At 73.2% G+C, this 26,624-nt stretch carries 23 protein-coding genes; 20 read left to right on the forward strand and 3 right to left on the reverse strand.

Annotated elements, in window-relative coordinates:
• Positions 1-166: 166 nt before the first annotated feature.
• A complete protein-coding gene (locus tag ACZ4SW_RS29520; protein ID WP_468251698.1) occupies positions 167-580 on the reverse strand; it encodes a pyridoxamine 5'-phosphate oxidase family protein in 414 nt (137 codons plus the stop codon).
• 133 nt (positions 581-713) lie between these two features.
• On the opposite strand from ACZ4SW_RS29520, the gene clpB reads away from it, so the two are divergent.
• Both clpB and ACZ4SW_RS29530 read left to right on the forward strand, forming a co-directional pair.
• Positions 714-3,311, forward strand: coding sequence for an ATP-dependent chaperone ClpB (clpB, locus tag ACZ4SW_RS29525; protein ID WP_468251699.1), 2,598 nt, complete (start codon positions 714-716; stop codon positions 3,309-3,311).
• A gap of 220 nt (positions 3,312-3,531) precedes the next feature.
• The gene (locus ACZ4SW_RS29530) at positions 3,532-4,056 is read left to right on the forward strand and encodes a YbjN domain-containing protein (protein WP_200422242.1); all 525 of its coding nucleotides are present in this window, start codon (positions 3,532-3,534) and stop codon (positions 4,054-4,056) included.
• 41 nt (positions 4,057-4,097) lie between these two features.
• On the opposite strand, the gene ACZ4SW_RS29535 is transcribed toward ACZ4SW_RS29530, so the two are convergent.
• Together ACZ4SW_RS29535 and ACZ4SW_RS29540 are read right to left on the reverse strand one after the other, a co-directional pair.
• Positions 4,098-5,300: a mannosyltransferase family protein gene (locus ACZ4SW_RS29535; RefSeq protein ID WP_468251701.1), complete on the reverse strand. Its 1,203-nt coding sequence runs from the start codon at positions 5,298-5,300 to the stop codon at positions 4,098-4,100.
• Between the two features lie 155 nt (positions 5,301-5,455).
• Entirely contained in the window at positions 5,456-6,646 is a 1,191-nt protein-coding gene (locus tag ACZ4SW_RS29540; RefSeq protein ID WP_468251702.1) for a pyridoxal phosphate-dependent aminotransferase, read from the reverse strand.
• A 100-nt stretch (positions 6,647-6,746) separates the two neighbouring features.
• On the opposite strand from ACZ4SW_RS29540, the gene ACZ4SW_RS29545 reads away from it, so the two are divergent.
• The 18 genes from ACZ4SW_RS29545 (at position 6,747) to ACZ4SW_RS29630 (ending at position 26,591) form a co-directional block, all read left to right on the forward strand.
• Complete coding sequence (locus tag ACZ4SW_RS29545; protein WP_468251704.1) at positions 6,747-7,157, forward strand: VOC family protein; 411 nt, start codon at positions 6,747-6,749, stop codon at positions 7,155-7,157.
• Positions 7,158-8,229: 1,072 nt separating this feature from the next.
• Positions 8,230-8,787, forward strand: coding sequence for a DUF2617 family protein (locus ACZ4SW_RS29550; protein ID WP_468251705.1), 558 nt, complete (start codon positions 8,230-8,232; stop codon positions 8,785-8,787).
• Between the two features lie 103 nt (positions 8,788-8,890).
• A complete protein-coding gene (locus tag ACZ4SW_RS29555; RefSeq protein WP_468251707.1) occupies positions 8,891-10,525 on the forward strand; it encodes a polyamine aminopropyltransferase in 1,635 nt (544 codons plus the stop codon).
• A 77-nt stretch (positions 10,526-10,602) separates the two neighbouring features.
• On the forward strand, positions 10,603-11,511 hold the full coding sequence (locus ACZ4SW_RS29560; protein ID WP_468251708.1) for an SRPBCC family protein: 909 nt from the start codon (positions 10,603-10,605) through the stop codon (positions 11,509-11,511).
• A gap of 58 nt (positions 11,512-11,569) precedes the next feature.
• A complete protein-coding gene (locus tag ACZ4SW_RS29565) occupies positions 11,570-12,358 on the forward strand; it encodes an aldose epimerase family protein (protein ID WP_468251709.1) in 789 nt (262 codons plus the stop codon).
• A gap of 35 nt (positions 12,359-12,393) precedes the next feature.
• Positions 12,394-12,942, forward strand: coding sequence for an orotate phosphoribosyltransferase (pyrE, locus tag ACZ4SW_RS29570; RefSeq protein ID WP_468251711.1), 549 nt, complete (start codon positions 12,394-12,396; stop codon positions 12,940-12,942).
• A gap of 140 nt (positions 12,943-13,082) precedes the next feature.
• Positions 13,083-14,105 carry a class II fructose-bisphosphate aldolase gene (gene fbaA / locus ACZ4SW_RS29575; RefSeq protein WP_468251712.1) on the forward strand — a complete coding sequence of 341 codons (1,023 nt, stop codon included), beginning with the start codon at positions 13,083-13,085 and terminating at the stop codon, positions 14,103-14,105.
• A 183-nt stretch (positions 14,106-14,288) separates the two neighbouring features.
• Positions 14,289-15,791 carry an MFS transporter gene (locus ACZ4SW_RS29580; RefSeq protein WP_468251714.1) on the forward strand — a complete coding sequence of 501 codons (1,503 nt, stop codon included), beginning with the start codon at positions 14,289-14,291 and terminating at the stop codon, positions 15,789-15,791.
• Positions 15,792-16,023: 232 nt separating this feature from the next.
• Positions 16,024-16,437 carry a DUF3151 domain-containing protein gene (locus ACZ4SW_RS29585; protein ID WP_468251715.1) on the forward strand — a complete coding sequence of 138 codons (414 nt, stop codon included), beginning with the start codon at positions 16,024-16,026 and terminating at the stop codon, positions 16,435-16,437.
• 147 nt (positions 16,438-16,584) lie between these two features.
• Positions 16,585-17,442, forward strand: coding sequence for a tryptophan 2,3-dioxygenase family protein (locus ACZ4SW_RS29590; protein WP_468251717.1), 858 nt, complete (start codon positions 16,585-16,587; stop codon positions 17,440-17,442).
• The gene (gene kynU / locus ACZ4SW_RS29595) at positions 17,435-18,640 is read left to right on the forward strand and encodes a kynureninase (RefSeq protein WP_468251718.1); all 1,206 of its coding nucleotides are present in this window, start codon (positions 17,435-17,437) and stop codon (positions 18,638-18,640) included. The genes ACZ4SW_RS29590 and kynU overlap by 8 nt, the downstream gene beginning before the upstream one ends.
• A gap of 228 nt (positions 18,641-18,868) precedes the next feature.
• Positions 18,869-19,801, forward strand: a complete 933-nt coding sequence (locus ACZ4SW_RS29600; protein WP_468251719.1) for an alpha/beta hydrolase family protein — start codon at positions 18,869-18,871, stop codon at positions 19,799-19,801.
• A 180-nt stretch (positions 19,802-19,981) separates the two neighbouring features.
• Positions 19,982-21,076, forward strand: coding sequence for an alpha/beta hydrolase (locus ACZ4SW_RS29605; protein ID WP_468251721.1), 1,095 nt, complete (start codon positions 19,982-19,984; stop codon positions 21,074-21,076).
• The gene (locus ACZ4SW_RS29610; protein WP_468251722.1) at positions 21,069-22,283 is read left to right on the forward strand and encodes an acyltransferase family protein; all 1,215 of its coding nucleotides are present in this window, start codon (positions 21,069-21,071) and stop codon (positions 22,281-22,283) included. The genes ACZ4SW_RS29605 and ACZ4SW_RS29610 overlap by 8 nt, the downstream gene beginning before the upstream one ends.
• Positions 22,284-22,293: 10 nt before the next feature.
• Positions 22,294-23,778, forward strand: coding sequence for a sensor histidine kinase (locus ACZ4SW_RS29615; protein ID WP_468251723.1), 1,485 nt, complete (start codon positions 22,294-22,296; stop codon positions 23,776-23,778).
• Entirely contained in the window at positions 23,775-24,449 is a 675-nt protein-coding gene (locus tag ACZ4SW_RS29620; protein ID WP_468251725.1) for a response regulator, read from the forward strand. Before ACZ4SW_RS29615 ends, ACZ4SW_RS29620 begins: the two co-directional genes overlap by 4 nt.
• Before the next feature lie 124 nt (positions 24,450-24,573).
• Complete coding sequence (locus ACZ4SW_RS29625; protein ID WP_468251726.1) at positions 24,574-25,920, forward strand: sensor histidine kinase; 1,347 nt, start codon at positions 24,574-24,576, stop codon at positions 25,918-25,920.
• A complete protein-coding gene (locus ACZ4SW_RS29630; RefSeq protein ID WP_468251727.1) occupies positions 25,917-26,591 on the forward strand; it encodes a response regulator in 675 nt (224 codons plus the stop codon). Before ACZ4SW_RS29625 ends, ACZ4SW_RS29630 begins: the two co-directional genes overlap by 4 nt.
• Positions 26,592-26,624: the final 33 nt, after the last annotated feature.

Below are 26,624 nucleotides of genomic sequence, written 5' to 3' on the forward strand. Positions count from 1 at the left end.
ACCCCCCCCCCCCCCCCCCCCCCCCCACCCCCCTCCCCTCCCCCCCCCCCCCCCCCCCCCCCCCCCCCCCCCCCCCCCCCCCCCCGCTGCAGTTTTGGGGGGACATCGTGGGACATCGCCCGGATCCGACCGTGGCCGGAACCGGTCACTGCGGCCGGCCCGGCGATCAGCCGCGTCCCATCGCCCGGGAGAGCGCGATCTCGATCACCACGCGTGACGGGTTCGGCGTCGGCACCCTCTTGTAGCGCTCGGCGTAGCGCCGCTCCGCCTCCGCGACCCGCTCCGGGTCGGCCGAGACCCGCGCCCGCCCCTCCAGCGTGGCCCACCGCCGCCCGTCCACCTGGCAGACCGCGACCGGCGCCCCCTGGGGCCCCGCCGCCGTCACGTGCCCGACCTTGGCGCTCGTCCTGCTGGCGATCACCCGGGCCAGCCGTGCCTCGGGGTCGTACGTCACGCCGACCGGCACGACATGGGGGCTGCCGTCCGGGCGCAGGGTCGTGAGCGTGCACAGGTGTCTTTCCCGCCAGAACCTGAGGTACTCGGCATCGGGTGCGCCGGGGTCTTGGGAGTGCGTGGCCATGAAACCGGAACCTAGCCGTTCCCTCTCCCGAGCGCTGCCTTGAGTGGAATAGACTCAACTTTGTGTACGTTGACGTAGTCACAGTGGAAGGCAACAGCTGAGCGCGGCTGACCCGCAGGAGGAGAACGGACACGTGGACGCCGAGCTGACCAACAGGAGCCGGGACGCGATCAACGCGGCCACCCAACGGGCCGTGTCCGAGGGCCACCCGGACCTCACCCCCGCCCACCTGCTCCTCGCGCTGCTCGAGGGGCAGGACAACGAGAACATCATCGACCTGCTCGCCGCCGTGGACGCCGACCAGGCCTCCGTACGGGCCGGTGCCGAGCGCCTGCTCGCCGGGCTGCCCAGCGTGACCGGCTCGACCGTGGCGCCGCCGCAGCCCAACCGCGACATGCTGGCCGTGATCGCGGACGCGGACAAGCGCGCCAAGGACCTCGGCGACGAGTACCTGTCCACCGAACACCTGCTCATCGGCATCGCCGCGAAGGGCGGCGCCGCCGGTGACGTCCTCTCCCGGCAGGGAGCGGACGCCAAGAAGCTGCTGGACGCGTTCCAGAAGACCAGGGGAGGACGCCGGGTGACGACCCCGGACCCGGAGGGCCAGTACAAGGCCCTCGAGAAGTTCGGCACCGACTTCACCGCCGCCGCGCGCGACGGCAAGCTGGACCCGGTCATCGGCCGGGACCAGGAGATCCGCCGCGTCGTGCAGGTGCTGTCCCGCCGTACCAAGAACAACCCGGTCCTCATCGGTGAGCCCGGCGTCGGCAAGACCGCCGTCGTGGAGGGGCTCGCCCAGCGGATCGTGAAGGGCGACGTGCCCGAGTCGCTGCGGAACAAGCGGCTGGTCGCGCTCGACCTCGGTGCCATGGTCGCGGGCGCGAAGTACCGCGGTGAGTTCGAGGAGCGGCTGAAGGCCGTGCTCTCCGAGATCAAGCAGAGCGACGGCCAGATCATCACCTTCATCGACGAGCTGCACACCGTCGTGGGCGCGGGCGCCGGCGGCGACTCCTCGATGGACGCCGGCAACATGCTGAAGCCGATGCTGGCCCGCGGCGAGCTGCGCATGATCGGCGCGACCACGCTCGACGAGTACCGCGAGCGCATCGAGAAGGACGCCGCGCTGGAGCGCCGCTTCCAGCAGGTGTTCGTGGGCGAGCCGACCGTCGAGGACACCATCGCCATCCTGCGCGGTCTCAAGGGCCGCTACGAGGCCCACCACAAGGTGCAGATCGCGGACAGCGCCCTGGTGGCCGCCGCCGCTCTGTCCGACCGCTACATCACCTCCCGCTTCCTGCCCGACAAGGCCATCGACCTGGTCGACGAGGCGGCCTCCCGGCTGCGCATGGAGATCGACTCGTCCCCGGTCGAGATCGACGAACTCCAGCGTGCCGTGGACCGGCTCCGCATGGAGGAGCTCGCCCTCGACAAGGAGACCGACGCGGCCTCCCGTGAGCGCCTGGAGAAGCTGCGCCGCGACCTCGCCGACAAGGAGGAGGAGCTGCGGGGCCTGACCGCCCGCTGGGAGAAGGAGAAGCAGTCCCTCAACCGCGTCGGTGAGCTGAAGGAGAAGCTCGACGACCTGCGCGGCCAGGCCGAGCGCGCCCAGCGCGACGGTGACTTCGACACCGCCTCCAAGCTGCTGTACGGCGAGATCCCGGCCGTGGAGAAGGAGCTGGAGGCCGCCTCCGAGGCCGAGGAGGAGGCCACCAAGGACACCATGGTCAAGGAGGAGGTCGGCTCCGACGACATCGCGGACGTCGTCGCCTCCTGGACCGGCATCCCCGCCGGGCGCCTCCTGGAGGGCGAGACGCAGAAGCTGCTGCGCATGGAGGAGGAGCTCGGCAAGCGGCTCATCGGCCAGAGCGAGGCCGTACGGGCCGTGTCCGACGCCGTCCGCCGCAGCCGCGCGGGCATCTCCGACCCCGACCGGCCGACCGGCTCGTTCCTCTTCCTCGGCCCCACGGGCGTCGGCAAGACCGAACTGGCCAAGGCGCTCGCGGACTTCCTCTTCGACGACGAGCGGGCCATGGTCCGCATCGACATGTCGGAGTACGGCGAGAAGCACAGCGTCGCCCGGCTGGTCGGCGCACCGCCGGGGTACGTCGGCTACGAGGAGGGCGGTCAGCTCACGGAGGCGGTGCGCCGCCGCCCGTACAGCGTCGTCCTGCTCGACGAGGTGGAGAAGGCGCACCCCGAGGTCTTCGACATCCTGCTCCAGGTGCTGGACGACGGCCGGCTGACCGACGGTCAGGGACGCACGGTCGACTTCCGCAACACCATCCTGGTGCTGACCTCGAACCTGGGCAGCCAGTTCCTGGTCGACCCGCTCACCAGCGAGGTGGAGAAGAAGGAGCAGGTCCTCGAGGTGGTCCGGTCCTCCTTCAAGCCGGAGTTCCTCAACCGGCTCGACGACCTGGTGGTCTTCTCGGCGCTGACCAAGTCCGAGCTGGAGCGCATCGCGCAGCTCCAGATCGACCGCCTGGCCAAGCGGCTGCGCGAGCGGCGCCTGACCCTGGAGGTCACCCCCGAGGCGCTGGCCTGGCTCGCCGAGGAGGGCCTGGACCCGGCGTACGGCGCCCGCCCGCTGCGCCGCCTGGTCCAGAGCGCCATCGGCGACCGTCTCGCCAAGGAGATCCTGGCGGGAGAGATCAAGGACGGCGACACGGTCCGGGTGGACCGGTTCGGCGAGGGCCTGCTGGTGGGGCCGGCGACGGGCAAGACCCTCTGACCCGCGGCCACCGCTCCCGACGGCCCGCCCCGCGTCCGGGGCGGGCCGTCCTTCCGCCGGAAGACCTGCGTACGGACGTTCCCCGGGCGCCGGCACGGGTACCGGATCTGCGCGACCGTCCGGATCCTGTCAGCCGCGGGCGGACACGACCCGCCGGGGGTTGCCACGCCCCTCCCCGCATGAGGGAGGATGGCGGAATCCGTACGAAGGGAAGAACACGGTGAGCATCGACCCGTCCTCGATTCCGAATTTCGGGGGCCAGCCAGAGCCGCAGCCGCCGGCGGGCCCCGTGGTTCCGGATCAGGACCTCGTGAAGCAGCTCCTGGACCAGATGGAGCTCAAGCACCTCGTCGACGAAGAGGGTGACCTCGTCGCGCCGTGGGAGCAGTTCCGTACGTACTTCATGTTCCGCGGCGAGGGCGATCAGCAGGTCTTCTCGGTGCGGACGTTCTACGACCGGCCCCACAAGATCGACGAGAAGCCGCAGCTGCTGGAGTCCATCGACGACTGGAACCGGCGCACGCTGTGGCCCAAGGTCTACAGCCACACCCACGACGACGGCACCGTCCGCCTCATCGGCGAGGCGCAGATGCTGATCGGCACGGGCGTGAGCCTGGAGCACTTCGTCTCCTCGACCGTGAGCTGGGTGCGGGCCGCCATCGAGTTCGACCGGTGGCTCGTGGAGCAGCTCGGCCTCGCGGAAGAGGTCGACGAGGCGGAGAAGCCCGAGGACGACGGGGAGTAGCCCCCGTCGGACCCGTCCAGTGCCGCGGCGGTCCGCCCGCACTAGAGGGGAGATCGGGCCAGCACCACCAGATAGGCCCCATAGACGAACGAGAGCCCGGCCAGGGCGCCCGCCACCACGGCGGCGTGCCACGGCCGGGCTCGCGCCGTTCGCACCAGCGCCCGCGCCACCACGATCAGCAGCGGGAACGCCGGCAGCAGAAAACGCGGCTTGGACTCGAAGAACCCGGAGCCGCCGAGCGCGATCACCAGCAGCACGCCGCTGTAGACGACGAGCGGCAGCGGGGCCCGGTCCACGACCAGCAGGGCGAACAGCACGGTGCTCACGCCGACGATCACCAGTGCCATCGGGAACAGCAGCCGGGTGCCGTGCAGCAGCATGTGCTCGGTGAAGCCCAGGGCGCCCCGCCCGAAGTCGAAACGCGAACCCCACAGCCGCTGCACCGTGAAGTAGCCGCCGAGCGGGTCGCCCCGGCGGCGGCCCACCCACACGACGTAGCCGCACCAGCCGAGCGGGGCGAGCGCCGCGCCCGTCCACAGCCTGTGGGAAACTCCGCGTCCGCGCAGCCGCCACACCTCCAGGGCCGCCGCCGCGAGGACCGCCGCGGCCACCGCGACGCCGTTGGGCCGGGCGAGGCCCGCGAGCGCCGCCAGCGCGCCGGCCCAGACCCAGCGGCGGGTCAGGACCGCGTACAGCGACCAGGCGGCGAACGCGGCCATGACGGGTTCCGTGTACGCCATCGACAGCACGACGGAGTGCGGCAGCAGGCCCCACAGCAGAACGAGGACGAGGGCCACCGCGGGCCCGTACAGCCGCAGCCCGATCCGGTGGATGCCCCATGCGGCGATCGCGGCCGCCGTCCACGACACCAGCAGGCCCGCCGCGCCACCGCCGAGCGGGGCGATCCTGGTGACGGCGTGGACCGTCCCCGGGTACAGCGGGAAGAACGCCAGGTCGCTGTGGACGCCGGTGCGGTTGTGCTGGGTGAACCCGTAGCCGTGGGCGGCGATGCGCAGGTACCAGACGGAGTCCCAGGAGCGCCCGAGCAGGAGCAGCGGTCTCTTGCCCGCGGCCCGGGCGGCCACGGCGAGCACGAGCACACCGGACAGCCGGACGGCGAGGAACAGTCCCAGGACGGCGAGGGCCGTGGCGGGCGGCCGTCGCCCGCCCCAGGCCGTGGGGACGGGGTCACGGTGGCCCGGGCGCTCGGCGGCCGGGGCCGGGATGGTGCTGGCGTGGGTCACACCGGAACCATGCGTCGATCATGCCGGATTTGCGACCTTGCGCCTCCGCGTGCCGACGAATTCCCACGCCTGACACGCCGCCTGGCGCACGGGAGGCGGGGGGCGGGCGGTGTCGCCCGTCGGCGCGCCGGGCCGCGGCGGGGCGCCGGTGCGGGTCAGGACGCCAGTGTCTTCAGGCGGCGGGCCGCCTCCTCCAGGACCTCCGTGCGCTTGCAGAACGTGAAGCGGACGAACGGTGCGCCGGCCTCGCGGTGGTCGTAGAAGACCGCGTTCGGGATGGCGACGACGCCCGCGCGCTCCGGCAGGGCACGGCAGAACGCGAAGCCGTCGCTCTCGCCGAGGGGGCGGACGTCGGTCGTGATGAAGTACGTGCCCGCCGTCCGGAACACCTCGAAGCCCGCCGCCGAGAGCCCCGACGCGAGCAGGTCCCGCTTGGCCCGCAGATCCGCCCGCAGCCCCTCGAAGTAGGCCTCCGGCAGCGCGAGCGCCTCCGCGACGGCGTACTGGAACGGCCCGGACGCCACGTACGTCAGGAACTGCTTGGCCGACCGCACCGCCGCGACCAGCCCCGGCGCCGCCGTCACCCAGCCGACCTTCCACCCCGTGAACGAGAACGTCTTCCCGGCCGACCCGATGGTCACCGTCCGCTCGCGCATCCCGGGGAAGGTCGCCAGCGGCACGTGCTCCGCCTCGTCGAACACCAGGTGTTCGTACACCTCGTCGGTGACGACCAGCAGGTCGCGCTCGACGGCCAGCTCGGCGACCGCCCGCAGCTCCTCCCGGGTGAGCACGGTCCCGGTCGGGTTGTGCGGGGTGTTGATCAGCAGCAGGCGGGTGCGGTCGGTGACGGCGTCGCGCAGCTCGTCCAGGTCCAGCCGGAAGCCGCCCTCGGAAGGCCGCAGCGTCACCGGTACGCGCCGGCCGCCCGCCATCGCGATGCAGGCGGCGTACGAGTCGTAGTACGGCTCCAGGGCGACCACCTCGTCGCCCGGTTCCAGCAGTGCCAGCAGCGCCGCGGCGATCGCCTCCGTCGCGCCCGCGGTGACCAGGACCTCCGTGTCGGGGTCGTACGCGAGCCCGTACCGCCGCTCCTGGTGCGCGGCGATGGCGGCGCGCAGCTCGGGGACGCCGGGCCCGGGCGGGTACTGGTTGCCGCGCCCGTCGCGCAGCGCCCGTACGGCGGCTTCCCGGACCTCCTCGGGGCCGTCGGTGTCCGGGAAGCCCTGCCCGAGGTTGATGGACCCGGTGCTCACCGCCAGGGCCGACATCTCGGCGAAGATCGTCGTCCCGAACTCGGCGAGCCGGCGGTTGAGGAAGGGGCGTGCGCTGGAGGTCATGGCCGCCATCCTGCGCCCAAGCTCTGGACTTCCTCAACAATGCTTCGCCGATGAGCACCTGCGCCGGTGCTCCTCGAAGTCGGGTGTGAGCTTGTGACACGATCGCGTGATGCTGCGACTCACCGATTTCATCATCGACTGCCCGGACACGATGAGGCTGGCGGCTTTCTATTCCGAGGTGACGGGCCGTCCGATCAAGGAAGGCAGCTCCGAGGACTGGGCCGGCATCCAGTTCGGCGAGATCGAGCTGGCATTCATCCGGGTGGACGACTACCGCGCTCCGCAGTGGCCCGACAGCGAGCACCCCAAGCAGTTCCACCTCGACTTCGAAGTGGACGAGATCGAGTCCGAACAGCGCCGCGTCCTCGACCTCGGCGCGACGCTGAGGCAGGACTTCGTCGGCCCCAACGGCTACGGCTGGCAGGTCTACACCGACCCGTTCGGCCACCCCTTCTGCCTGTGCCGCAACAAGGGCGTCGTCTGGACCGACCAGGGCCCGATCTGGCCCAAGCGCGACTGATCAGCCGCCCACTTCCCCACCCACCACTCTCCCCAGCTCGCGCGCGCCCTCCGATCTGCCCGTCTGTGCAGGTCAGGGGCCTTTTCCATGCGTCGACCCTCAGAACTTCCTCAACTCTGCTTTGGCCGCTCACCACCGCGGGCATCCCCCCACCACTCACGGAGAAAGAGGCGCCCACGGGGGGTCGCTTCGGGGGAGCGGAAAGGGGGACGGCGCCATGGTCACCGGCATCTTTCTGGCGATCGTCTGCATCGTGGTGGTCTCGCTGCTCGCGTCGGCACAGCGTCGCTCGAGGAAGGGGGCGGTGCGGTCGGGGGGCCGCTCCGGGGCGCGGGCGCGGGCGGGCGGGGGGCGCGGCGGCCACGGGGGCGGCGGGGACAGTAGCTGGTGGGTGGGTGGAGCCGACGGCGGTTCGTCGGGCGGCCACCACTCCGGAGGCCACCACTCGGGCGGTCACCACTCGTGCGGCGGGGGCCACTCCAGCGGTGGTCACTCCTGCGGGGGCCACTCCTGTGGCGGCCACTCGTCGTGCGGCGGGGGCGGATGCGGCGGAGGCAACTGACACGGGGCAGTCGAGCTCCGCACTCATCCGGGCCGGGAAGGGGGAAACGAGTGACCGCCGGGATTCCGTCCCGGCGGTCACTCGGCACACAGGAGCCCGGCGTCAGCACAGGACCGCGGTTCCCTCTCCGGAGGGAGCGCGACGGCGCATGTCGACGGCGCTGTACGTGGGAAGTGCGCGCATTGGTACGTCGCAGGGGGGCGCACGGCTCCCACGTCAACACTCCAGGCGCACGCGGGTAGTTGAACAGTTGCGCTGGGGAGCCCTCGCGGGGATGGAAACCCTACGAACTTGGGTAAAAACGCTGTGCCACAACCACAGTTCATGATTCCCTCTCAACACACCAACGCAGCCCGCGGACGCCCTTCGGACACCTGTCCGGCAGGAGTCCCTCCCCACCGGGCCGACCGGACGCATTACCCGACTGGCTGAGCCGGCCTCGTCCCCGGCGCCACAACCGGGGTGCCCCGGATCCCCACTTCTCACTTTGCGTGCTAGCGGAGCCGATCCATGCTCACGACCCTGAACACCTCCTACACCGACACGCGCGCGGCCGACCTGGCCTGGACGCTGGGCCGCGAGCCGCTGCCCGCACTCGCCACCCTCGACCTCGAACTCGCCGGTGCGCAGCTCCAGTTGCGCCTCCTCGGCGCGTCCCACCAGGTGCTCCTGGAGGAGGAGCGGGGCCTCTGCTCGGAGACGGTGGCGTGCATCGCGGGCTCCAGCACCCCGCTGCCCCTGGGCGTCGCCAAGCGGGTCGGCGACTGGGAGTACGAGTTCGCCGCCCGCGTCGAGGTGCTGTCCCCCGGCTCCTTCGCAGGCCGTGCCCAGGAGTTGCTGGCCCTGGTCTCCGACCACCCCAACGGCCTGGCCGGCGTCTTCCCCGGCAGCCCGCACGCGTTCACCGCGATGCTGGCCCAGCACCACGAGGGCCAGATCCACTGGCGCACCTGGCACGCCTACCCGCAGGACGGCCAGTTGGTGGCGACCCGGACCCGGGTCGGGCTGCGGCAGCGGGCGAAACGCCGCGACGACGCCAGGGAGACGCCGGTCCCGTCGGGCAGGTGAGGACGATCGGGGCCCGATCGGCCATGGCCGCTCACCATCAACAATCCGGCGCCACACGTGTGGGTGACAGGGCGCAGCGCACGCGTGACGTAGCGTTCCGGACGTGATCGAACCGCACGCGCCCGCACCACCCGGCGCCGCTCCGTCCTGGGGCGGCGGCCGAAACCAGGCGCGGCTGCCCGTACGCCCGGGCACCGGACGGTTCCTGGTCCTCGCGGGCGTGTTCGTCTGCGCGGCCTGCGGACTGGTGTACGAACTCGAACTCGTCGCGCTGGCCTCCTACTTGATCGGGGACTCGGTCACCCATGCCTCGGTCGTGCTGTCGGTGATGGTGTTCGCGATGGGCGTCGGCTCGCTCGCCGCCAAGCGGCTGCGCTGCCGCGCCGCGGCCGGGTTCGGCGCGCTGGAAGCGGCGCTCGCGCTCGTCGGCGGCCTGAGCGCCATGGCCCTGTACGCGGCCTTCGCCTGGGCCGGCGACTGGGGCGGCGTCCGCTCCGGCGGCCCGCGCTGTCTGCTGGTCGCGTTCTCCCTGGCGATCGGGTTGCTCACCGGCGCCGAGGTGCCGCTGCTGATGGAGCTGATCCAGCGCATCCGCCGCCAGGACGCGGGCGGCGCGGTCGCGGACCTGTTCGCGGCCGACTACGTGGGCGCGCTCGTCGGCGGCCTCGCCTTCCCCTTCCTGCTGCTGCCGCACCTCGGCCAGCTCACCAGCGCACTGCTCACCGGCGCGGTCAACGCGGTCGCGGGCGGCGCCCTGGTGCTCGGCCTGTTCCGGCGCGACCTGTCCCGGCGCGGGCGCCGCCTGCTGCTCGCCGCCAACCTCCTCGTCCTGGCCGTGCTGGCCGCGGCGGCCGTCCTCGCCGACGACTTCGAGCGGGTCGCGCGCCAGGCGGTGTACGGCGGTCACGTACGGGTCGCGCTGCACACCGGCGGCGGCCGGGAGGTGGTGCTGACCGGCGGCACCCCCGGCCGCCCCGTCGACCTGTTCCTAGACGGCCGGCTCCGCGTCGACGGCCGTGACGAAGTCCGCTACCACGAGGCACTGGTGCACCCCGCGATGAGCGGCGGCCCGCACGCGCGTGTGCTCGTCCTCGGCGGCGGCGACGGCCTCACGGCGCGCGAGGTGCTGCGGCACCCGGGGGTACGGCGGGTCGACGTGATCGACCCCGACCCGGCGCTGGTCGGGCTCGCCCGCCACGACGCCGCCCTGTCCGCGCTGAACCGCCACGCCTTCGCGGACCCGCGCGTCCATGTCCGTACGGAGGACACGTTCCGCTGGCTGCGGTATATCCGGCGGACGTACGACGTGGTGATCGCCGACCTGCCCGGCCCCTGCGACACGACGAGCACGAAGCTGTACTCGCAGGAGTTCTACGGCCTGGCCCGGCGCGTGCTCGCGGCCGGCGGACGGCTGGCGGTGCACGCCGGACCGGTGACCGCCCGGCCGCGCGTGTTCTGGACGGTGGAGGCGACGCTGCGGGCGGTCGGCCTCGGCACCGTCCCGTACCGCGTCGACGGCCGCGCCCCCGGCCGCACGGCAGAGGCGGCCCGGGCGCCGCACGACTGGGGGTTCGTGCTCGCCGCCCGTACCCGGCCCGCGCTGACCCTGGACCCGGGCGCCCCGCACCTGCGCACGCTGACCCGGGCGTCCCTGCGGGCGGACGCGCGGGCGGCGGCGGGCACCTGGGTGCCGGGGCTGCTCCCCTCGACGCTGCTGCACCCGAGGTACCAGGACTGAGGCTCCCGGCCCCACGGACGTGCGAATCCCGTCCTGTACGGGTGAGGTTCGCGCGCCGATGGGTAGGCTCGTCAGACATGGAGCATGAGGTGTTCGTCGCGGTGTCCGCCGAGCGGCTGCGCCAGGCGCTGGCCGACCCGGCCCGGGTGGCGGGCGCGATCCCCGGGCTCCAGCAGGACGAGGGCACGGACCCCGTCACCGGTCGCCTGAAGGTGCGCGTCGGCGGCCACACGATCACCTACCGCGGCACCCTGCGGGTCGAGGGGCGGGACGACGGCTCGTTCACCGTGGAGGGCCAGGGCGCCGAGGCCCGCGGCACGGGCACGGCGAAGCTCTCCCTGTCCCTGCGCCTGACCCCGGCCGAGGACGGCACCACGGTCACGTTCACCGGAACGGCCACGGCCGACGGCCGGATCGCGGATCTGCCGGGGGAGACGGTGGCGACGGCGGGGACGCGGCTGCTGGGGCGGTTCGCGGAGAACCTGGGGGAGGCGGCCGGGGAGACCTCTGAGGCGGCGGCCGCCGACGGGGAGGTCCCTGACGAGGAGGCCGCCGAAGAGGTGGCTCCTCAGGGGGAGGCCCCGCGGGAGAGCGCCGAACCGCCGTCCCAGCAGCCGGGCCCCGAGGAGGAACCCGCCTCGGCCGGCGACATCGAGGTCCCCGAGCTCCCCGAGCTCCCCGAGCTCCCCGAAGTTCCCGAGGTCCCCCCGTCGTCCCTCGACCCCCTCGCCGGCGAGAGCGAACCCGGCCTCACGCCCGACACCTTCGACCAGGAACCGCCCGCGGAGGCGGCGCACGCCCGCCGCACGATGATCGGCCGCAGCGCCGAGGAGGTCGACCACGCGCCCCCGCGCGGCCGCTACGCCCCCGTCCCGCCCCCGGAAGCCGCGGCGGCCACCGTCACCCTCCGCTGGGCGGCCCCGGCGGCGGCCCTGCTCGTGGCATCGGCGATCATGGCGGGCCGACTGCTGCGGCGGCGACGCTGACGCAGGCCGTGCCGACGTCACCACCCGCCTCCTTGATCGGCCCAGTAGGGTCGGGCTCGTGAGTGACGACGAGATCACGTTGGCCGCGGGAGACGCGGAAGTGGTGCTGGCGCCGGGGAACGGCGGACGCGTGAGGAGTCTGCGCATCGGCGGGACCGAACTGCTGCGGCAGGGCGAACGGTTCGGCTGCTTCCCCATGGCCCCCTGGTGCGGGCGCATCCGGGACGGCAGGTTCCGCGACGGCGGCACCGTCCGGCAGATGCCCCTGAACGCCCCGCCGCACGCCATCCACGGCACGGTCCGCGACGGCTCCTGGCGCGTCGCCCGCGCCGAGCCCACCGAGGCCGTCCTCACCTATGACCTGGTCGCCCCCTGGCCCCATGCCGGCCGCGTCACCCAGCTCGCCACGCTCACCGAGGACGCCCTCACGCTCACCATGTCCGTGGAGACGTACGACGACTCCTTCCCGGCCCAGATCGGCTGGCACCCCTGGTTCCACCGCAGCCTCGGCGGCGAGGACGTCCGGGTCGACTTCGACCCCGCCTGGCAGGAGGAGCGCGGCGACGACCACCTGCCCACCGGCAACCGCGTCGACCCCAAGCCCGGCCCCTGGGACGACTGCTTCGGCATGCCCGGCGGCGTCGACGTCACCCTCACCTGGCCCGGGCAGCTCGAGCTGAAGGTCACCAGCCGCGAGGAGTGGGTCGTGGTCTACGACGAGCAGCGGGAGGCGGTGTGCGTGGAACCGCAGACCGGCCCCCCGAACGGCCTCAACACCCTTCCGCGCCTGGTCACCCCCATCGAGCCCCTGGAGGCCACGACCACGTGGACGTGGCGCCGGCTCTGAGAGTCCCGAACAAGAGGGGCTCTAAGCTGGCTGCCATGAGCGACGTTCGCGGCGAGCTGCTGCAGCAGATCAAGGACAAGGCCGTGGTGCACGGCAAGGTGACCCTGTCGTCGGGCAAGGAAGCCGACTACTACATCGACCTCCGCCGCATCACCCTCGACGGCGTGGCCGCCCCCCTGGTGGGCCAGGTCATGCTCGACCTGACCGCCGACCTGGACTACGAGGCGGTCGGCGGCCTGACCCTGGGCGCCGACCCGGTGGCCACCGCGATGCTGCACGCCTCCGCCGCGCGCGGGAAGACGCTCGACGCCTTCGTCGTCCGCAAGGCGGGCAAGGCCCACGGCCTGCAGCGCCGTATCGAGGGCGCGGAGGTCGCGGGCCGCCGCGTGCTGGCCGTCGAGGACACGTCCACCACCGGTGGCTCGGTGCTGACCGCCGTCGACGCCCTGCGGGAGGCCGGCGCCGAGGTCGTCGCGGTGGCGACGATCGTCGACCGGGCGACGGGGGCGGCCGAGGCGATCGCCGAAAAGGCCGGTGTCCCTTACCTGTTCGCGTATTCGAAGGACGACCTGGGGCTGGACTAGGACACGGGGTCATCCACAGGCTGGACAGGGTGTTCGAAGCATCCGGTCCCGTCTGGAAAGATGGGGCCGACGATGACGTCACTCCCTAGGTCAGGGCCGTAGTACGCAGAACGCACCCCGCACATACAAGGAGCGGACAGATGCCCATCGCAACCCCCGAGGTCTACAACGAGATGCTCGACCGGGCGAAGGCAGGCAAGTTCGCCTACCCGGCCATCAACGTGACCTCCTCCCAGACCCTGCACGCGGCCCTGCGCGGCTTCGCGGAGGCGGAGAGCGACGGCATCGTCCAGATCTCGACGGGTGGCGCCGAGTTCCTGGGCGGCCAGTACAGCAAGGACATGGTCACCGGCGCGGTGGCCCTCGCCGAGTTCGCGCACATCGTGGCCGAGAAGTACCCGGTCAACATCGCGCTGCACACGGACCACTGCCCGAAGGACAAGCTCGACGGGTACGTACGGCCGCTGCTCGCGATCTCCGAGGAGCGCGTGAAGGCCGGCCAGAACCCGCTGTTCCAGTCCCACATGTGGGACGGTTCCGCCGAGACCCTGGCCGACAACCTGGCGATCGCCCAGGAGCTGCTGACCCGCACCGCCGCCGCGAAGATCATCCTTGAGGTGGAGATCACCCCGACGGGCGGCGAGGAGGACGGCGTCTCCCACGAGATCAACGACAGCCTGTACACGACGGTCGACGACGCGCTCCGCACCGCCGAGGCCCTGGGCCTGGGCGAGAAGGGCCGCTACCTGCTGGCCGCCTCGTTCGGCAACGTGCACGGCGTGTACAAGCCGGGCAACGTCGTGCTCCGCCCCGAGCTGCTGAAGGAGCTGAACGAGGGCGTGGCCGAGCGGTTCGGCAAGGAGTCGCCGTTCGACTTCGTCTTCCACGGCGGTTCCGGCTCCACCGAGCAGGAGATCCTGACGGCGCTGGAGAACGGCGTGGTGAAGATGAACATCGACACGGACACGCAGTACGCGTTCACGCGTCCGGTCGCCGACCACATGTTCAAGAACTACGACGGCGTCCTGAAGGTCGACGGCGAGGTCGGCTCCAAGAAGACCTACGACCCGCGCACCTGGGGCAAGCTGGCGGAGGCGTCGATGTCGAAGCGCGTCCTGGAGGCCTGCCAGAACCTCCGGTCCACGGGCACGAAGATCAAGTAGTACGGCAGCCGGGGTGCCGTCGTAGCCGCCGTGCCGACCCCCAGGGCGGCACGGGCGGGCGCAGCGGCACCCCGCACCGGCCGGGCTGCGGACCCCCCGGGGCACCCGCGCCCCGGACCGCCCGGCCAACCCCGGGGCACCGCAGACCTGGCTCAATCGCACCCGACGCGGGATGATCCCAGCATGGCGGTCACCCCGCAGCAGCCCCCCGCCGTGAGGCTCGCCTCCCCGCAGGGGAAGTGGATCCTCCTGACCACGGTGCTCGGCTCCAGCATGGCCCTGCTGGACTCCACCGTCGTCAACGTCGCCCTCCCCCGCATCGGCCACGCCCTCGACGCGAGCCTCTCCGCCCTCCAGTGGACCGTCAACGCGTACCTGCTCACGCTGGCCGGTCTCATCCTGCTCGGCGGCGCCCTCGGCGACCGCTACGGCCGCCGCAGGATCTTCGTGCTCGGCGTCGTCTGGTTCGCCACCGCCTCCCTCCTCTGCGGCCTCGCGCCCACCCCCGGCATCCTCATCGTCGCCCGCGCCCTCCAGGGCGTCGGCGGCGCCCTCCTCACCCCCGGCTCGCTCGCCCTCATCCAGGCCACCTTCCACCCCGACGACCGCGCCAGGGCGGTCGGCCTGTGGTCCGGCTTCGGCGGTATCGGCGCCGCCGTCGGCCCGTTCGTCGGCGGCTGGCTGGTGGACGGGCCGGGCTGGCGCTGGGTCTTCCTCCTCAACGTCCCGCTGGCCCTCCTGTGCGCCCCCATCGCCGTACGGCACGTCCCCGAGTCCGCCGAGGGCGGCACCCACGGCCGGTTCGACGTCCTCGGCGCCACCCTCGGCGCCCTCTCCCTCGCCCTGGTGACGTACGCCCTCATCGAGGCCCACGGCGGCTCGCTCCCGGTGGCCCTCACCGCGGTCGCGGGTCTCGCCGCCGGTGTCGCCTTCGTCCGCGTCGAACGGCGCCGCCCCGACCCGATGATGCCGCTCGACATCTTCGCCTCCCGCCAGTTCACGGCGGTCAACCTGGTGACCTTCTGCGTCTACGCGGCCTTCGGCGGCTTCTTCTTCCTCACCGCCCTCCAGCTCCAGGTCGTCTCCGGCTACTCACCGCTCACGGCCGGTGTCGCCCTGCTGCCCACCACCGTCCTGATGCTCCTGTTCTCGGCCCGCTCCGGCGCCCTGGCGGAGCACATCGGACCCCGTATCCCGCTCACCGTCGGCCCCCTGCTCTGCGCGGCGGGCATGCTGCTGATGCTGCGCGTCGGCAAGGGCGCCTCGTACCCCGCCGACGTCCTGCCCGCCGTGCTGGTCATGGGCGCGGGCATGGTCACCCTGGTGGCCCCGCTGACCGCCACCGTGCTCGCCTCGGTGGACACCGAACGGGCCGGCCTGGCCAGCGGCATCAACAACGCGGCGGCCCGCGCGGCCGGCCTGATCGCCGTGGCCGCGCTGCCCCTGCTCACCGGGATGGGCCCGGAGGCGTACCGTGTGCCGGACGCGTTCGAGGCCGCCTTCCGCCGCGCGATGCCGCTGTGCGCGGGCGTTCTGGCGGCAGGCGCGGTGCTCGCCTTCACGACCGTGCGCCGCCCGGCCCCGGAGTGCCGCCACCCCCAGTGCCGCACGCACTGCTCCGTGACGGCCCCACCGCTCGAGCCACGCCGCGGCCGCACGGCCGCCGACCCCGACCCGGCGGGGTGACCCACCGATCCGGTCCCGTGCGCCGCCGATCCGGTGCCCCGCCCCTCTGATCCGGTCCCGTGCGCCGTCGATCCGGTGCCCCGCCCCTCTGATCCGGTCCCGTGCGCCGTCGATCCGGTGCCCCGCCCCACCGACCTGGTGCCTTGCCCCGCCGCCCCGGCTTCGGCTCCGCCGCCCCGGCCCCCGCCCCACCGCCGCGATCCGCCGTGGGCCCATGGCGCACACTGATCTCATGACCCTTCACGAGAACCTTCTCGGGGGCCCGCCCCCGACGCACCTCCCCGACGACCCGGAGCCGCGCGAGCTCCTCGCGGGCGGAACGGCGCCCGCCGAGGTCGCCGCCCGCCACCCCGCCTCCTCCCTCGCCTGGGCGCAGCTCGCCGACGACGCGTTCGAGCGGGGCTCGGTCGTCGAGTCGTACGCGTACGCCCGTACGGGCTACCACCGCGGCCTGGACGCCCTGCGGCGCAACGGCTGGAAGGGCCACGGACCCATCCCCTGGGAGCACGAGCCCAACCGTGGGTTCCTGCGCGCCCTGCACGCCCTCGCCCGCGCCGCGCACGGCATCGGCGAGCAGGAGGAGTACGAGCGCTGCACCCAGTTCCTGAAGGACTCCTCGCCGACGGCGGCCCAGACGCTGGGCTGAGCCCTCCTGCGAGCGGCAGGCCCGCCTGTGACCAGGCGGGCCTTGCGGTGCCAGGGTGCATTGCGCAGGATGCCTGTGGGGACCGGGGCCCCCGTGCCGGCATCGGCAGGGGCGGACCGCTACCCGGAGTACATACAGGAGACAGCGATGTCCCAACAGGCTCACCGGACTCCTCCCTCCCCCGAGGTTTCCGAGCCCGAGACCCCGCATCTCGACTTCCAGGGCACGACCCCGTACGAGGACTACGTCCGGGCGGACGTGCTCACCCACCTCCAGCACACCCTCTCCGACGACCCCGGAGAGATGGTCTTCCTGGTCACGACCCAGGTGATGGAGCTGTGGTTCACCGTCATCGTCCACGAGTGGGAGACCGCGGCGCGCGCCCTGCGCGAGGACCGGGTGCCGGTGGCGATCGACGCGCTGAAGAGGTCCGTACGGGAACTCCAGGCGCTGAACGCGTCCTGGCGGCCCCTGGCGCAGCTGACGCCCGCCCAGTTCAACTCCTACCGCAGCGCCCTCGGCGAGGGCTCCGGCTTCCAGTCGGCGATGTACCGCCGCATGGAGTTCCTGCTCGGCGACAAGTCCGCGTCCATGCTGGTGCCGCACCGGGGCGCGCCCCGCGTCCACGCCGAACTGGAGAAGGCGCTGCACGAGCCGTGCCTGTACGACGAGGTGCTGCGGCTCCTCGCCCGTCGCGGGCACGCCGTCCCCGACGAGGTGCTGCGGCGCGACGTCTCGCAGCGCTACGAGCCGTCGGAGGAGGTGGAGTCGGTCTGGGCGGCCGTCTACTCGGGGGACCCGGACGACGAACTCGCCCGGCTGGGCGAGGCGTTGACCGATGTGGCGGAACTGGTGTGGCGCTGGCGCAACGACCACCTCCTCGCCACCCGGCGCGCGATGGGCGCCAAGCCCGGCACGGGCGGCTCCGCCGGGGTGGCCTGGCTGGAGAAGCGCGCGCAGAAGAACGTGTTCCCCGAGCTGTGGACGGCGCGGTCCCATGTCTGAACCGACGGCCGAGTTGACGGCGAGGGCGAAGGAACTGGACGCCGCCGACGAACTCGCGCCGCTGCGCGCGAGGTTCGTGCTCGATGAGGGCGTCTACCTGGACGGCAACTCGCTGGGCGCGCTGCCCGCCGCCGTCCCGGACCGGGTCGCGGACGTCGTCCGGCGCCAGTGGGGCGGGCTGCGGATCCGCTCCTGGGACGAGAGCGGCTGGTGGACGGCGCCGGAGCGGATCGGTGACCGCATCGCCCCGCTGGTCGGGGCGGCGCCCGGGCAGATCGTGGTGGGCGACTCCACCAGCGTCAACGTCTTCAAGGCGCTGGTGGCGGCGGTGCGCATGGCCCGGGAGACGGACGCCGGACGGGACGAGATCGTGGTCGACGCGACGACGTTCCCGACGGACGGGTACATCGCCGGATCGGCGGCACGGATGACCGGCTGCACGCTGCGCCCGGTGGCCCCGGCGGAGGTGCCCGGGGCGCTGTCCGGCCGTACGGCGGCGGTGCTGCTGAACCACGTCGACTACCGCACCGGCCGGCTGCACGACCTGCCCGGTCTGACGGCCGCCGTGCACGCGGCGGGCGCGGTCGCGGTCTGGGACCTGTGCCACAGCGCGGGCGCGCTGCCCGTGGGGCTGGACGAACACGGGGTCGGCCTGGCGGTCGGCTGCACCTACAAGTACCTCAACGGGGGGCCCGGCTCGCCCGCGTACCTGTATGTGCGGCGCGAGCTGCAGGACCGCTTCGACTCACCGCTGCCGGGCTGGAACTCGCACGCGGAACCCTTCGGCATGCGGACCGCCTACGAACCGGCCCCCGGCGCCCTGCGCGGACGCGTCGGGACCCCGGACATCCTGTCGATGCTCGCCCTGGAGGCGGCGCTGGAGGTGTGGGACGGCGTCTCGATCGACGCGGTCCGCGCCAAGTCGCTGGCCCTGACGGACTTCTTCCTGGAATGCGTGGCGGCCTACGTCCGGCCCGGCACGGTCGAGTCCCTGACCCCGGTCGCGCACGACGAGCGCGGCAGCCAGATCGCTCTGCGCTGCGCGGAGGCGGGGAACGTGATGAAGCGGCTGATCGCCTCCGGGGTGGTCGGCGACTTCCGGCCGCCGGACGTGCTGCGGTTCGGTTTCACGCCGCTGTACGTGGGCTTCGGGGACGTCGAGCGGGCGGCCCGGGTGCTGGCGGAGGTGGTGGCCTGACGGGCGGTTCCACGGGGGCGGGGCACCCGCCCCCGTGGAGGCGCGCACCCGCCCCCGACGGGGCCTGAGCCGTGGGTAACGTGGCGGCACAGCAGAACCGTTTTGCTCCTCACCGAGAGTGACAACCCCGTGCTGACGCACGTCACCCGCCTGATACCGTCCCCGCCAGCGACCGGTATCCTCCGGCCGCCGCGCACGAATCCCTTTCTGCCGCTGAGAGGTTGGAGCATGCCGGACGACGCCGCCCACCGCGATGCCGCCGAAGAGGCGTCCGCCTTCTCGCACCCCCCGGTGGACCCCGACTCCACCGCTGCCTACGGCGACCACCCCGACCAGGTGATCGACTTCTACGCCCCGCGGCAGACGGAACCGGCCGGGGCGGCGGCCGCCCCGGGAGCCGTCCCCCTGGTCGTCCTGCTGCACGGCGGAGCGTGGCGTGCGCCGTACGACCGCCGGCACGTCTCGCCGTTCGCGGACTTCCTGGCCCGCCGGGGCTTCGCAGTGGCGAGCGTCGAGTACCGCCGGGGCGCCCTCATCCCGGCCCAGGCCGACGGGTCCGGGGACGCGGGTTCCGGTGCGGGCGGCGGCACGGGGCCGGTGGCGGGCCGCTGGCCGGACACGTTCGACGACGTGGCGGCCGCGTTCGACGCCCTTCCCGGGCTGGTGCGCGAGGCGCTGCCGCAGGCCGATCCGCGCCGCACGGTGATCACGGGGCACTCGGCGGGCGGCCACCTCGCGCTGTGGGCCGCGGCCCGCCACGTCCTGCCGCCGGACTCCCCGTGGCGCTCGGACCGCCCGGCTCCGCTGCGCGGTGTCGTGGCGCTCGCCCCCATCGCGGACTTCCACGTCGCCGAGAAGCTGGAGGTGTGCGGCGGCGCGGCGGTCCAGCTCCTCGGCGGCAGGGAGCGGTTCGAGGAGCGCAGACCGTACGCGGACCCGGCGCTGCTGCTGCCCACCGGTATCGCCACGACCCTGGTCCAGGGCCGGACGGACGTCGTGGTCCCGCAGGCGGTCGCCGAGGCGTACGCGGAGGCGGCGGCGAAGGCGGGCGAGGTCGTCGGCCTCACGCTCCTCGAGGACGTCGGCCACTTCCCCCTGATCGACCCGGCGGCGGACGCGTGCGCGGTGGTGGCGGAGGAGATCGCGCAACTGGCGTGGTAGCCGGGGCCGCCCCGGCCGTACCCGGTCCTCGCCCCCTCTCCGGTGGACCCGGTCATACCCGTAGTACCTGAGAGCTACCTCCCAAGTGAGCTCTGCGGCATGACGCCGACGACGGGTGACGCTCCGTAACTTCCTTCCCGTGACCGTCTCTTCAGCGGGGCGGCGGAAGGGGAGGACGTCATGGGGTTCCGGGGGAGGAGCCCGGCCGCAGTCACGTACGCGACCGGTCGGGAGCCGAACGGGGGCGGCGGCGAACGGCGGGGCCCGAACGGGGGCGGCGGCGAACGGCGGGGCCCGAACGGGAGTGGCGGCGAACGGCGGGGCCTGCGCCGGAGGCGTCCCGGCCGCGTCCGTCGCACCCTGCTCGCCGTCCTGGTCACGGTCGCCGTCGTGGTGCCCCTGTCGGCCGCCGCGCGGCCCCGGATCCCGGCCCCGCCGCCGGCGGCGCCCGCCCCGCTCTCGGCGACCACGCTCACCGGGACGTTCGAGGCGAACCGCGCGGATGCCGCCGAGGCGTCCCGCATGGCGGCGGCCCACGGCGACCGGAGCAGGGCGGCGGTCGAGCGTGCACTGGCCTCCCCCGCCCGCGATCTGCTGGCCTTCGACGGCCGGGGCACGGGCCGTGTGACCGAGGTCTTCGGCGACCTGGCCACGGCGAAGCACATAGCGGTCCTGGTGCCGGGTTCCGACACCACGCTGGACACCTACGGCCGCTTCCGCGCCACCGCGCTCGCCCTGCACCACGGCACCGGCCGGGACACGGCGGTGATCGCCTGGCTCGGCTACGACACGCCCCGCATGCTCAGCACCGCCGTGCTCACCACGTCCCGCGCCGCCCAGGCCGCCCCGGCTCTGGAGCGGTTCGTGCGGCAGCTTCGGGACGCGTTCGGCCCTGCGCCCGGCATCTCCCTGATCTGCCACTCCTACGGCACGGCGGTGTGCGCCCGCGCGGCCGGTGCCGTCGACGCCCGGGACATCGTCCTGGTCGGCAGCCCCGGCACCGGCGCGGACTCCGTCACCGACCTGGACACCCACGCCCGCGTCTGGGCGGCCCGCGGCGCCGACGACTGGATCGCGGAGGTGCCCCACCTCCGCGCGGACCTGTTCGGCACGACCGTCGGCCTGGGCACGGATCCCGTCTTCCCGGCCTACGGCGCCCGGGTGTTCAGCGCGGGCGGCGGCGGCCACAGCGACTACTTCAAGCCGGGCTCGGCCTCGTTGGCCAACCTGACCCGGATCGTCCTCGGCAAGACGTCGGAGGTGACCCGTGCGTGACACGACCGTGCGGCAGCAGACCCTGAACGCGATACGCACCGCGGCCCACCGCACCGACCTGGCCACCCCGTCCGACCGGGACCGCGCGGTCGACGCCCTGCGGGCCCTGGCGATCCTCGGTGTCGTCCTCGGGCACTGGCTGGTCACCGCCCTGGTCGCGGACGGCAGCGCACTGCGCACCGCCAGCCCGCTGCACTTCATGCCGTGGCTGGCCCCGATCTCCTGGGTGTTCCAGACGCTCGCCGTCTTCTTCCTGGTGGGCGGCCATGTCGCGACGAAGGGCTACGCCTCGGCGCGGGCCAGGGGTGTCACCTACGGGCAGTGGCTGCGCACCCGCCTGTCCCGGCTGTTCAAGCCGGTCGCGGCGGTCCTGACGCTGTGGACGGTCGTGGCGTGCGGCCTGTTCGCGACCGGGGCGGACACCGGCACCGTCCACACCCTGGTGAAGCTGGCCCTGTCGCCCATGTGGTTCCTGCTGGTGTTCGGGGCCCTGACGGCCGCCACCCCGCTGCTGACGCGGCTGAACCCGCTGTGGCCGCTGGCCGTCGTCCTCCATGTGGACATCGTCCGCTTCGGCCTCGGCGGTGCGTCCTGGCTCGGCTGGGTGAACCTGCCGGCGGGCTGGCTCGTGCCGTACACCCTGGGCGCGGCGTGGACGCGGGGCGAGCTGGAGCGCCGCCGCGCGGGCTGGGTCCTGCTGGCGGGAGGCGCGGCGGCGACCGCGGTTCTGGTGGTGTGGGCGGGTTACCCGGCGTCGATGGTCGGGGTCCCGGGCGAGCCCGTCTCCAACCTGAACCCGCCGACCCTGGCCGCCGTCACCTTCGGCCTGGCCCAGTGCGGACTGGCACTGCTGCTGCGCGAACGGCTGCGCCACACGATGCGCCGCCCCCTGGCCTGGGCGGCGGTGGCCCTGGTGAACCTCTCCGCGATGACGATCTTCCTCTGGCACCAGACGGCCCTGATGGCGACCACCGCGACGGGCCTCCTCGCGGGCCGCCTGCCGGGCCTGCACACCACCCCGGACAGCCTGACCTGGGTGGCGGCCCGCCTGGCCTGGCTCCCGGTCTTCGCCCTGGCCCTCACCGTGTGCTGGTCCGCCTTCCGCACCTACGAACAGGGACCGCGCAGGCCCCGTGGCCGCCGTTCCCGCGTGGTGTTCGTCCACAGGTTCCCCCGCACTCGGGCGAAGACGTCCGGCGGTGCCTAGGGTGAGCCGGATGAAGGAGGCACGGCACGAAGACCCGGCCGACGGTGCGTTCGGCACGCCGGGCCGCGAGGCGTCCCCCGAGACCGCGGCGCCCGAGCCGGAGTCCCGCTCCGCCCGTCCCCTGGGCTCGCGCGGCTCCTCCCTCCGCACCGCGCTCCGCCGGCAGTTGCGCGTCCTCCGGGACGACCTGTGCACGTTCGCCGCCGATCCGCTCCCGCCGCTGTCCCGCCCCCGGCTGCTCCGCCGGGCGCCCCACGTGCTGGTCTGCGCGATGGCCCTGAGCCTGGCGTTCGGAGGCGGGGGTGAGGCGATCGACAGCTACCGCCTGACGCTCTGGCTCGGTGCGGTGATCGGCCTCGCGCAGGGCGGTGCCGTGGCACTTGCTCTGTGGCGCCCGCTGCCCGCCTGGTGGATGACACTGGGGACCCACGTGCTGGTCTCGCAGATCGGCCGGGCGGCCACCTACGCCCTCATGTCCTCCCCCTGGGACGCTCCGCCGTGGCCCTGGACGGGATCGGGCATCGTCGCGTGCACCCTCGTGCTGTTCCTGCTCGCCCTGCGGGCCCCCACCCGCGTCACCGTCGCCGTCTGGGTGCTGACCGTCCTGACGTCGTTGCTGACCGGGGAAGCCGAGGGCGCAGGCCCCCACGACCGGACCGGCCCGGCCGAACTGTTCGCCTTCACCGTCGCCGTCCTCGTCGGCACGGCACTGCGCGGCCGCCGCGAGGCCCGTACGCAGCTCGTGGAACTGACCGTCGTCACGGCCGAGGAACGCGCCCGCCGCACCCTCCTGGAGGAACGCAGCCGCATCGCCCGGGAACTGCACGACGTGGTCGCCCACCACATGTCGGTCATCTCCATCCAGGCCCAGGTCGCCCCCCACCTGGTGGAGAACCCCTCCGACGAGCTGAGGGAGAACCTGGACGGCATCCGCAAGAACGCGCTGGAGGCCCTGACCGAACTGCGCCGCGTCCTCGGCGTCCTGCGCTCGGAGAACCCCGCCGACCCCTACGGCATAGGAAGCGGCAGCGGTACCGGCGCCGCCCCCGACTCCCCGCAGCCCACCCTCGACCGGCTCGACGCCCTGGTGGCGAACACCCGCGCCGCCGGCATGGAGGTGCGGACGGAGATCGTCGGCAAGGTGCGCCCGCTGTCACCCGGTGTGGAACTGTCCGCGTACCGGATCGTCCAGGAGGCCCTCAGCAACGCGCTGCGGCACGCCCCCGGCTCCACCGTCCGCGTCGAACTCACCTACGTCCCGCGGGGACTTCAGCTGCACATCGCCAACTCCCGGCCCACCCGGCCGGCTCCGCCGTCACCGGGCGCGGGCCATGGACTGCTCGGTATGCGGGAGCGGGCCGTGATGCTCGGTGGGACCCTCTTCGCGACCGGGACCGCCGACGGCGGCTTCGCGGTGGCGTGCTTCCTGCCCGGCCCCGAGGACGCCCCGCCCGACGGCGCTGCCGCCGACCCGACAGGAGAAGAGAACCGATGACGAGCAGCACCATCCGCGTACTGATCGCCGACGACCAGATGATGGTCCGGCAGGGCTTCACGGTGCTGCTCAACGCCAAGCCCGACATCGAGGTCGTCGGCCAGGCCGTCGACGGGAAGGACGCGATCGCCAAGGTCGCCGAACTCGCCCCGGACGTCGTCCTGATGGACATCCGCATGCCCGAGCTCGGCGGCATCGAGGCGACCCGCCGCATCACCGAGGCCACCCCGCACCCGAAGGTCCTGGTCCTGACCACCTTCGACCTCGACGAGTACGTCTACGACGCCCTGCGCGCCGGCGCCTCCGGCTTCCTGCTCAAGGACGCCTCCGCCGATCAGCTCGCCGAGGCGGTACGGGTGGTGGCGGCGGGCGACGCGCTTCTCGCGCCCGGCATCACCCGGCGCCTGCTCGCCGAGTTCTCCCGGATGCACAGCACGCCCCGGGCGCCGCTGAAGGAGCGCGTCGGCGACCTCACCGAGCGGGAGACCGAGGTCCTCGCCCTCATCGCCCAGGGCCTGTCGAACGCGGAGATCGCCGAGCGCCTCGTGGTCGCCGAGCAGACCGTGAAGACCCATGTGGGCCGCATCCTGGTGAAGCTGGGCCTGCGCGACCGCACCCAGGCGGCCGTGTTCGCCTACGAGTCGGGGCTGGTGCGGCCGTCGGGCTACTGACGTCCGGGCGGGCGCGGGGCGACCTGGCCGGGGGCCGACCGTACCCGTAGTACTTGAGGAGGATTCCCGAGGACCCCCCTCACTGGTGACGACCGTGCCCGCTGTCCGGGCCTACCTTTTCCACGTGACCGAGACGACCAAGAGGCAGACGCCACCGGACGGTGCGTACGCGCCATACACGCCGCGCAGCCCGGAGTACCGGCTGGCCGTGGACGCCCTGCGCGGGCTGCGGCAGGACCTGTTCCACGACGCCTTCGCCTACCGCCCGCTGGCCCGCAGCGGCGCCGGCGCTCCGCCGGCCGGGCGGGCGTCCGGTCGCCTGCGGACGTATGCAGCCTGGAAACGGCACGCCGTGGTGGTGGGGGCCGGCCTGGTGGCGATGTTCGGTGCCTTGACGACCGGCGACGGCGGAGGGGCCGCCCTGCTGTGCGGTCTGCTGGCCCTGGCGCCGGTGCTGCTGACGTTGGTCCGCCCGGTCGGAGCCTTCTGGCTGTCCTTGGCGGCGACGCTCGCCTCGGCGGCCCTGAGCCCCGACTGGTCGGCGGGGCCGTGGCCGCCCGGCAGTTTTGTCTCCCACCTGGTGGTGGTGACGGTCGTGGCGATACGCAGCCGGCCGCGCACCGCGGCATGGATGTGGGTCATCACCGCGCTCTACGGCTTCTTCGCCGAGAGCCTCTTCAGCGAGAACAGCTTCGACACCAACACCCCGCCCATGCTGGTGGTCTCCGCGATCTCCCTGCTGTCCGTCACCGTCTGGCACATACGCCGCGACGCCGAGCAGGAGGTCACCGCCCAGCAGACCGAGACGGCGCACGAGCGCTCCCGGCGCACCCTGCTGGAGGAGCGCACGACGATCGCCCGCGAGCTCCACGACGTGGTGGCCCACCACATGTCGGTGGTCGCGATCCAGGCGGAGGCCGCGCCCTACCGCGTGCAGAACCCGCCGCCGGAACTGGAGAAGGCCTTCGCCACGATCCGGGAGAACGCGGTGGCGGCGCTGACCGAGCTGCGCCGCGTCCTCGGCGTCGTACGGGCGGAGGACTACGAGGTCCCCGACGCGCCCCAGCCCACCCTGGCCGACCTGGACGCCCTGCTGGCGAACGTGCGGGAGGCGGGGCTGAGCGTGGACAAGGTGGTCACGGGCGCGGTGCGGGAGCTCCCGCAGGGCGTCGAGCTGTCCGCGTACCGGATCGTCCAGGAGGCCCTCAGCAACACGCTGCGGCACGCACCGGGCGCCACGGCACGGGTGGAGATCGGCTATGTGCTCGGCGGTCTCGGCCTGCGCGTCGTCAACGGCCCGGCGCCGCAGATCACGCTCACCAAGTCGACGCACGGCGCGGGGCACGGCCTGACGGGCATGCGCGAGCGGGTCTCGATGCTGAACGGGGAGATGACGGTGGGGGAGACGGACGACGGAGGCTATGAGGTGACGGTGTTCCTCCCCGTGGGCACCGCGGAGGGCACCGCGTGACGACGGGCACCATCCGCGTACTGATCGCCGACGACCAGATGATGGTCCGGGAGGGCTTCTCGGTGCTGCTCGGGGCGATGCCGGACATCGAGGTCGTCGGGGAGGCGGTCAACGGCAGGGAGGCGGTCGAGCGGGTCCGTGAACTGGCCCCGGACGTCGTGCTGATGGACATCCGCATGCCGGAGCTGAACGGTATCGAGGCGACCCGGGAGATCGTCGCCGCGGACGGTTCGGCCAAGGTGCTGGTGCTGACCACCTTCGACCTCGACGAGTACGTGTACCAGGCGCTGCGGGCGGGAGCCTCCGGCTTCCTGCTCAAGGACGCCTCCGCACGGCAGCTCGCCGACGGGGTGAGGGTGGTGGCGGCGGGTGAGGCCCTGCTGGCGCCCTCGGTCACCCGTCGGCTGATCACGGAGTTCTCGCGCCTCGCGGACCGGCCGCCGCTCCTGCCGGCGGCCCGGGCGGCGTACGGGGACCTGACGGAACGGGAGACGGAGGTGCTTGTCCTGATCGCCCAGGGGCTGTCGAACGCGGAGATCGCGGAGCGGCTGGTGGTGGCCGAGTCCACCATCAAGACGCACGTCAGCCGCATCCTGGTGAAACTGGGCCTGCGCGACCGCACCCAGGCGGCGGTGTTCGCGTACGAGGCGAGACTGGTGACGCCGGGGTGATCCGCCCTTCGGCGCGGGACCCCCTGGTCAGCG

The organism is Streptomyces sp. NPDC028331, assembly GCF_055565775.1.

Excerpts from the sequence above, each read along its gene's own strand:
- ACZ4SW_RS29520 (WP_468251698.1), bottom strand. The coding sequence starts at position 580 with ATGGCCACGCACTCCCAAGACCCCGGCGCACCCGATGCCGAGTACCTC.
- ACZ4SW_RS29540 (WP_468251702.1), bottom strand. The coding sequence starts at position 6,646 with ATGGCGGCCATGACCTCCAGCGCACGCCCCTTCCTCAACCGCCGGCTC.
- ACZ4SW_RS29545 (WP_468251704.1), top strand. The coding sequence starts at position 6,747 with ATGCTGCGACTCACCGATTTCATCATCGACTGCCCGGACACGATGAGG.
- ACZ4SW_RS29550 (WP_468251705.1), top strand. The coding sequence starts at position 8,230 with ATGCTCACGACCCTGAACACCTCCTACACCGACACGCGCGCGGCCGAC.
- ACZ4SW_RS29560 (WP_468251708.1), top strand. The coding sequence starts at position 10,603 with ATGGAGCATGAGGTGTTCGTCGCGGTGTCCGCCGAGCGGCTGCGCCAG.
- pyrE (WP_468251711.1), top strand. The coding sequence starts at position 12,394 with ATGAGCGACGTTCGCGGCGAGCTGCTGCAGCAGATCAAGGACAAGGCC.
- fbaA (WP_468251712.1), top strand. The coding sequence starts at position 13,083 with ATGCCCATCGCAACCCCCGAGGTCTACAACGAGATGCTCGACCGGGCG.
- ACZ4SW_RS29580 (WP_468251714.1), top strand. The coding sequence starts at position 14,289 with ATGGCGGTCACCCCGCAGCAGCCCCCCGCCGTGAGGCTCGCCTCCCCG.
- ACZ4SW_RS29585 (WP_468251715.1), top strand. The coding sequence starts at position 16,024 with ATGACCCTTCACGAGAACCTTCTCGGGGGCCCGCCCCCGACGCACCTC.
- ACZ4SW_RS29590 (WP_468251717.1), top strand. The coding sequence starts at position 16,585 with ATGTCCCAACAGGCTCACCGGACTCCTCCCTCCCCCGAGGTTTCCGAG.
- kynU (WP_468251718.1), top strand. The coding sequence starts at position 17,435 with ATGTCTGAACCGACGGCCGAGTTGACGGCGAGGGCGAAGGAACTGGAC.
- ACZ4SW_RS29600 (WP_468251719.1), top strand. The coding sequence starts at position 18,869 with ATGCCGGACGACGCCGCCCACCGCGATGCCGCCGAAGAGGCGTCCGCC.
- ACZ4SW_RS29605 (WP_468251721.1), top strand. The coding sequence starts at position 19,982 with ATGGGGTTCCGGGGGAGGAGCCCGGCCGCAGTCACGTACGCGACCGGT.
- ACZ4SW_RS29615 (WP_468251723.1), top strand. The coding sequence starts at position 22,294 with ATGAAGGAGGCACGGCACGAAGACCCGGCCGACGGTGCGTTCGGCACG.
- ACZ4SW_RS29620 (WP_468251725.1), top strand. The coding sequence starts at position 23,775 with ATGACGAGCAGCACCATCCGCGTACTGATCGCCGACGACCAGATGATG.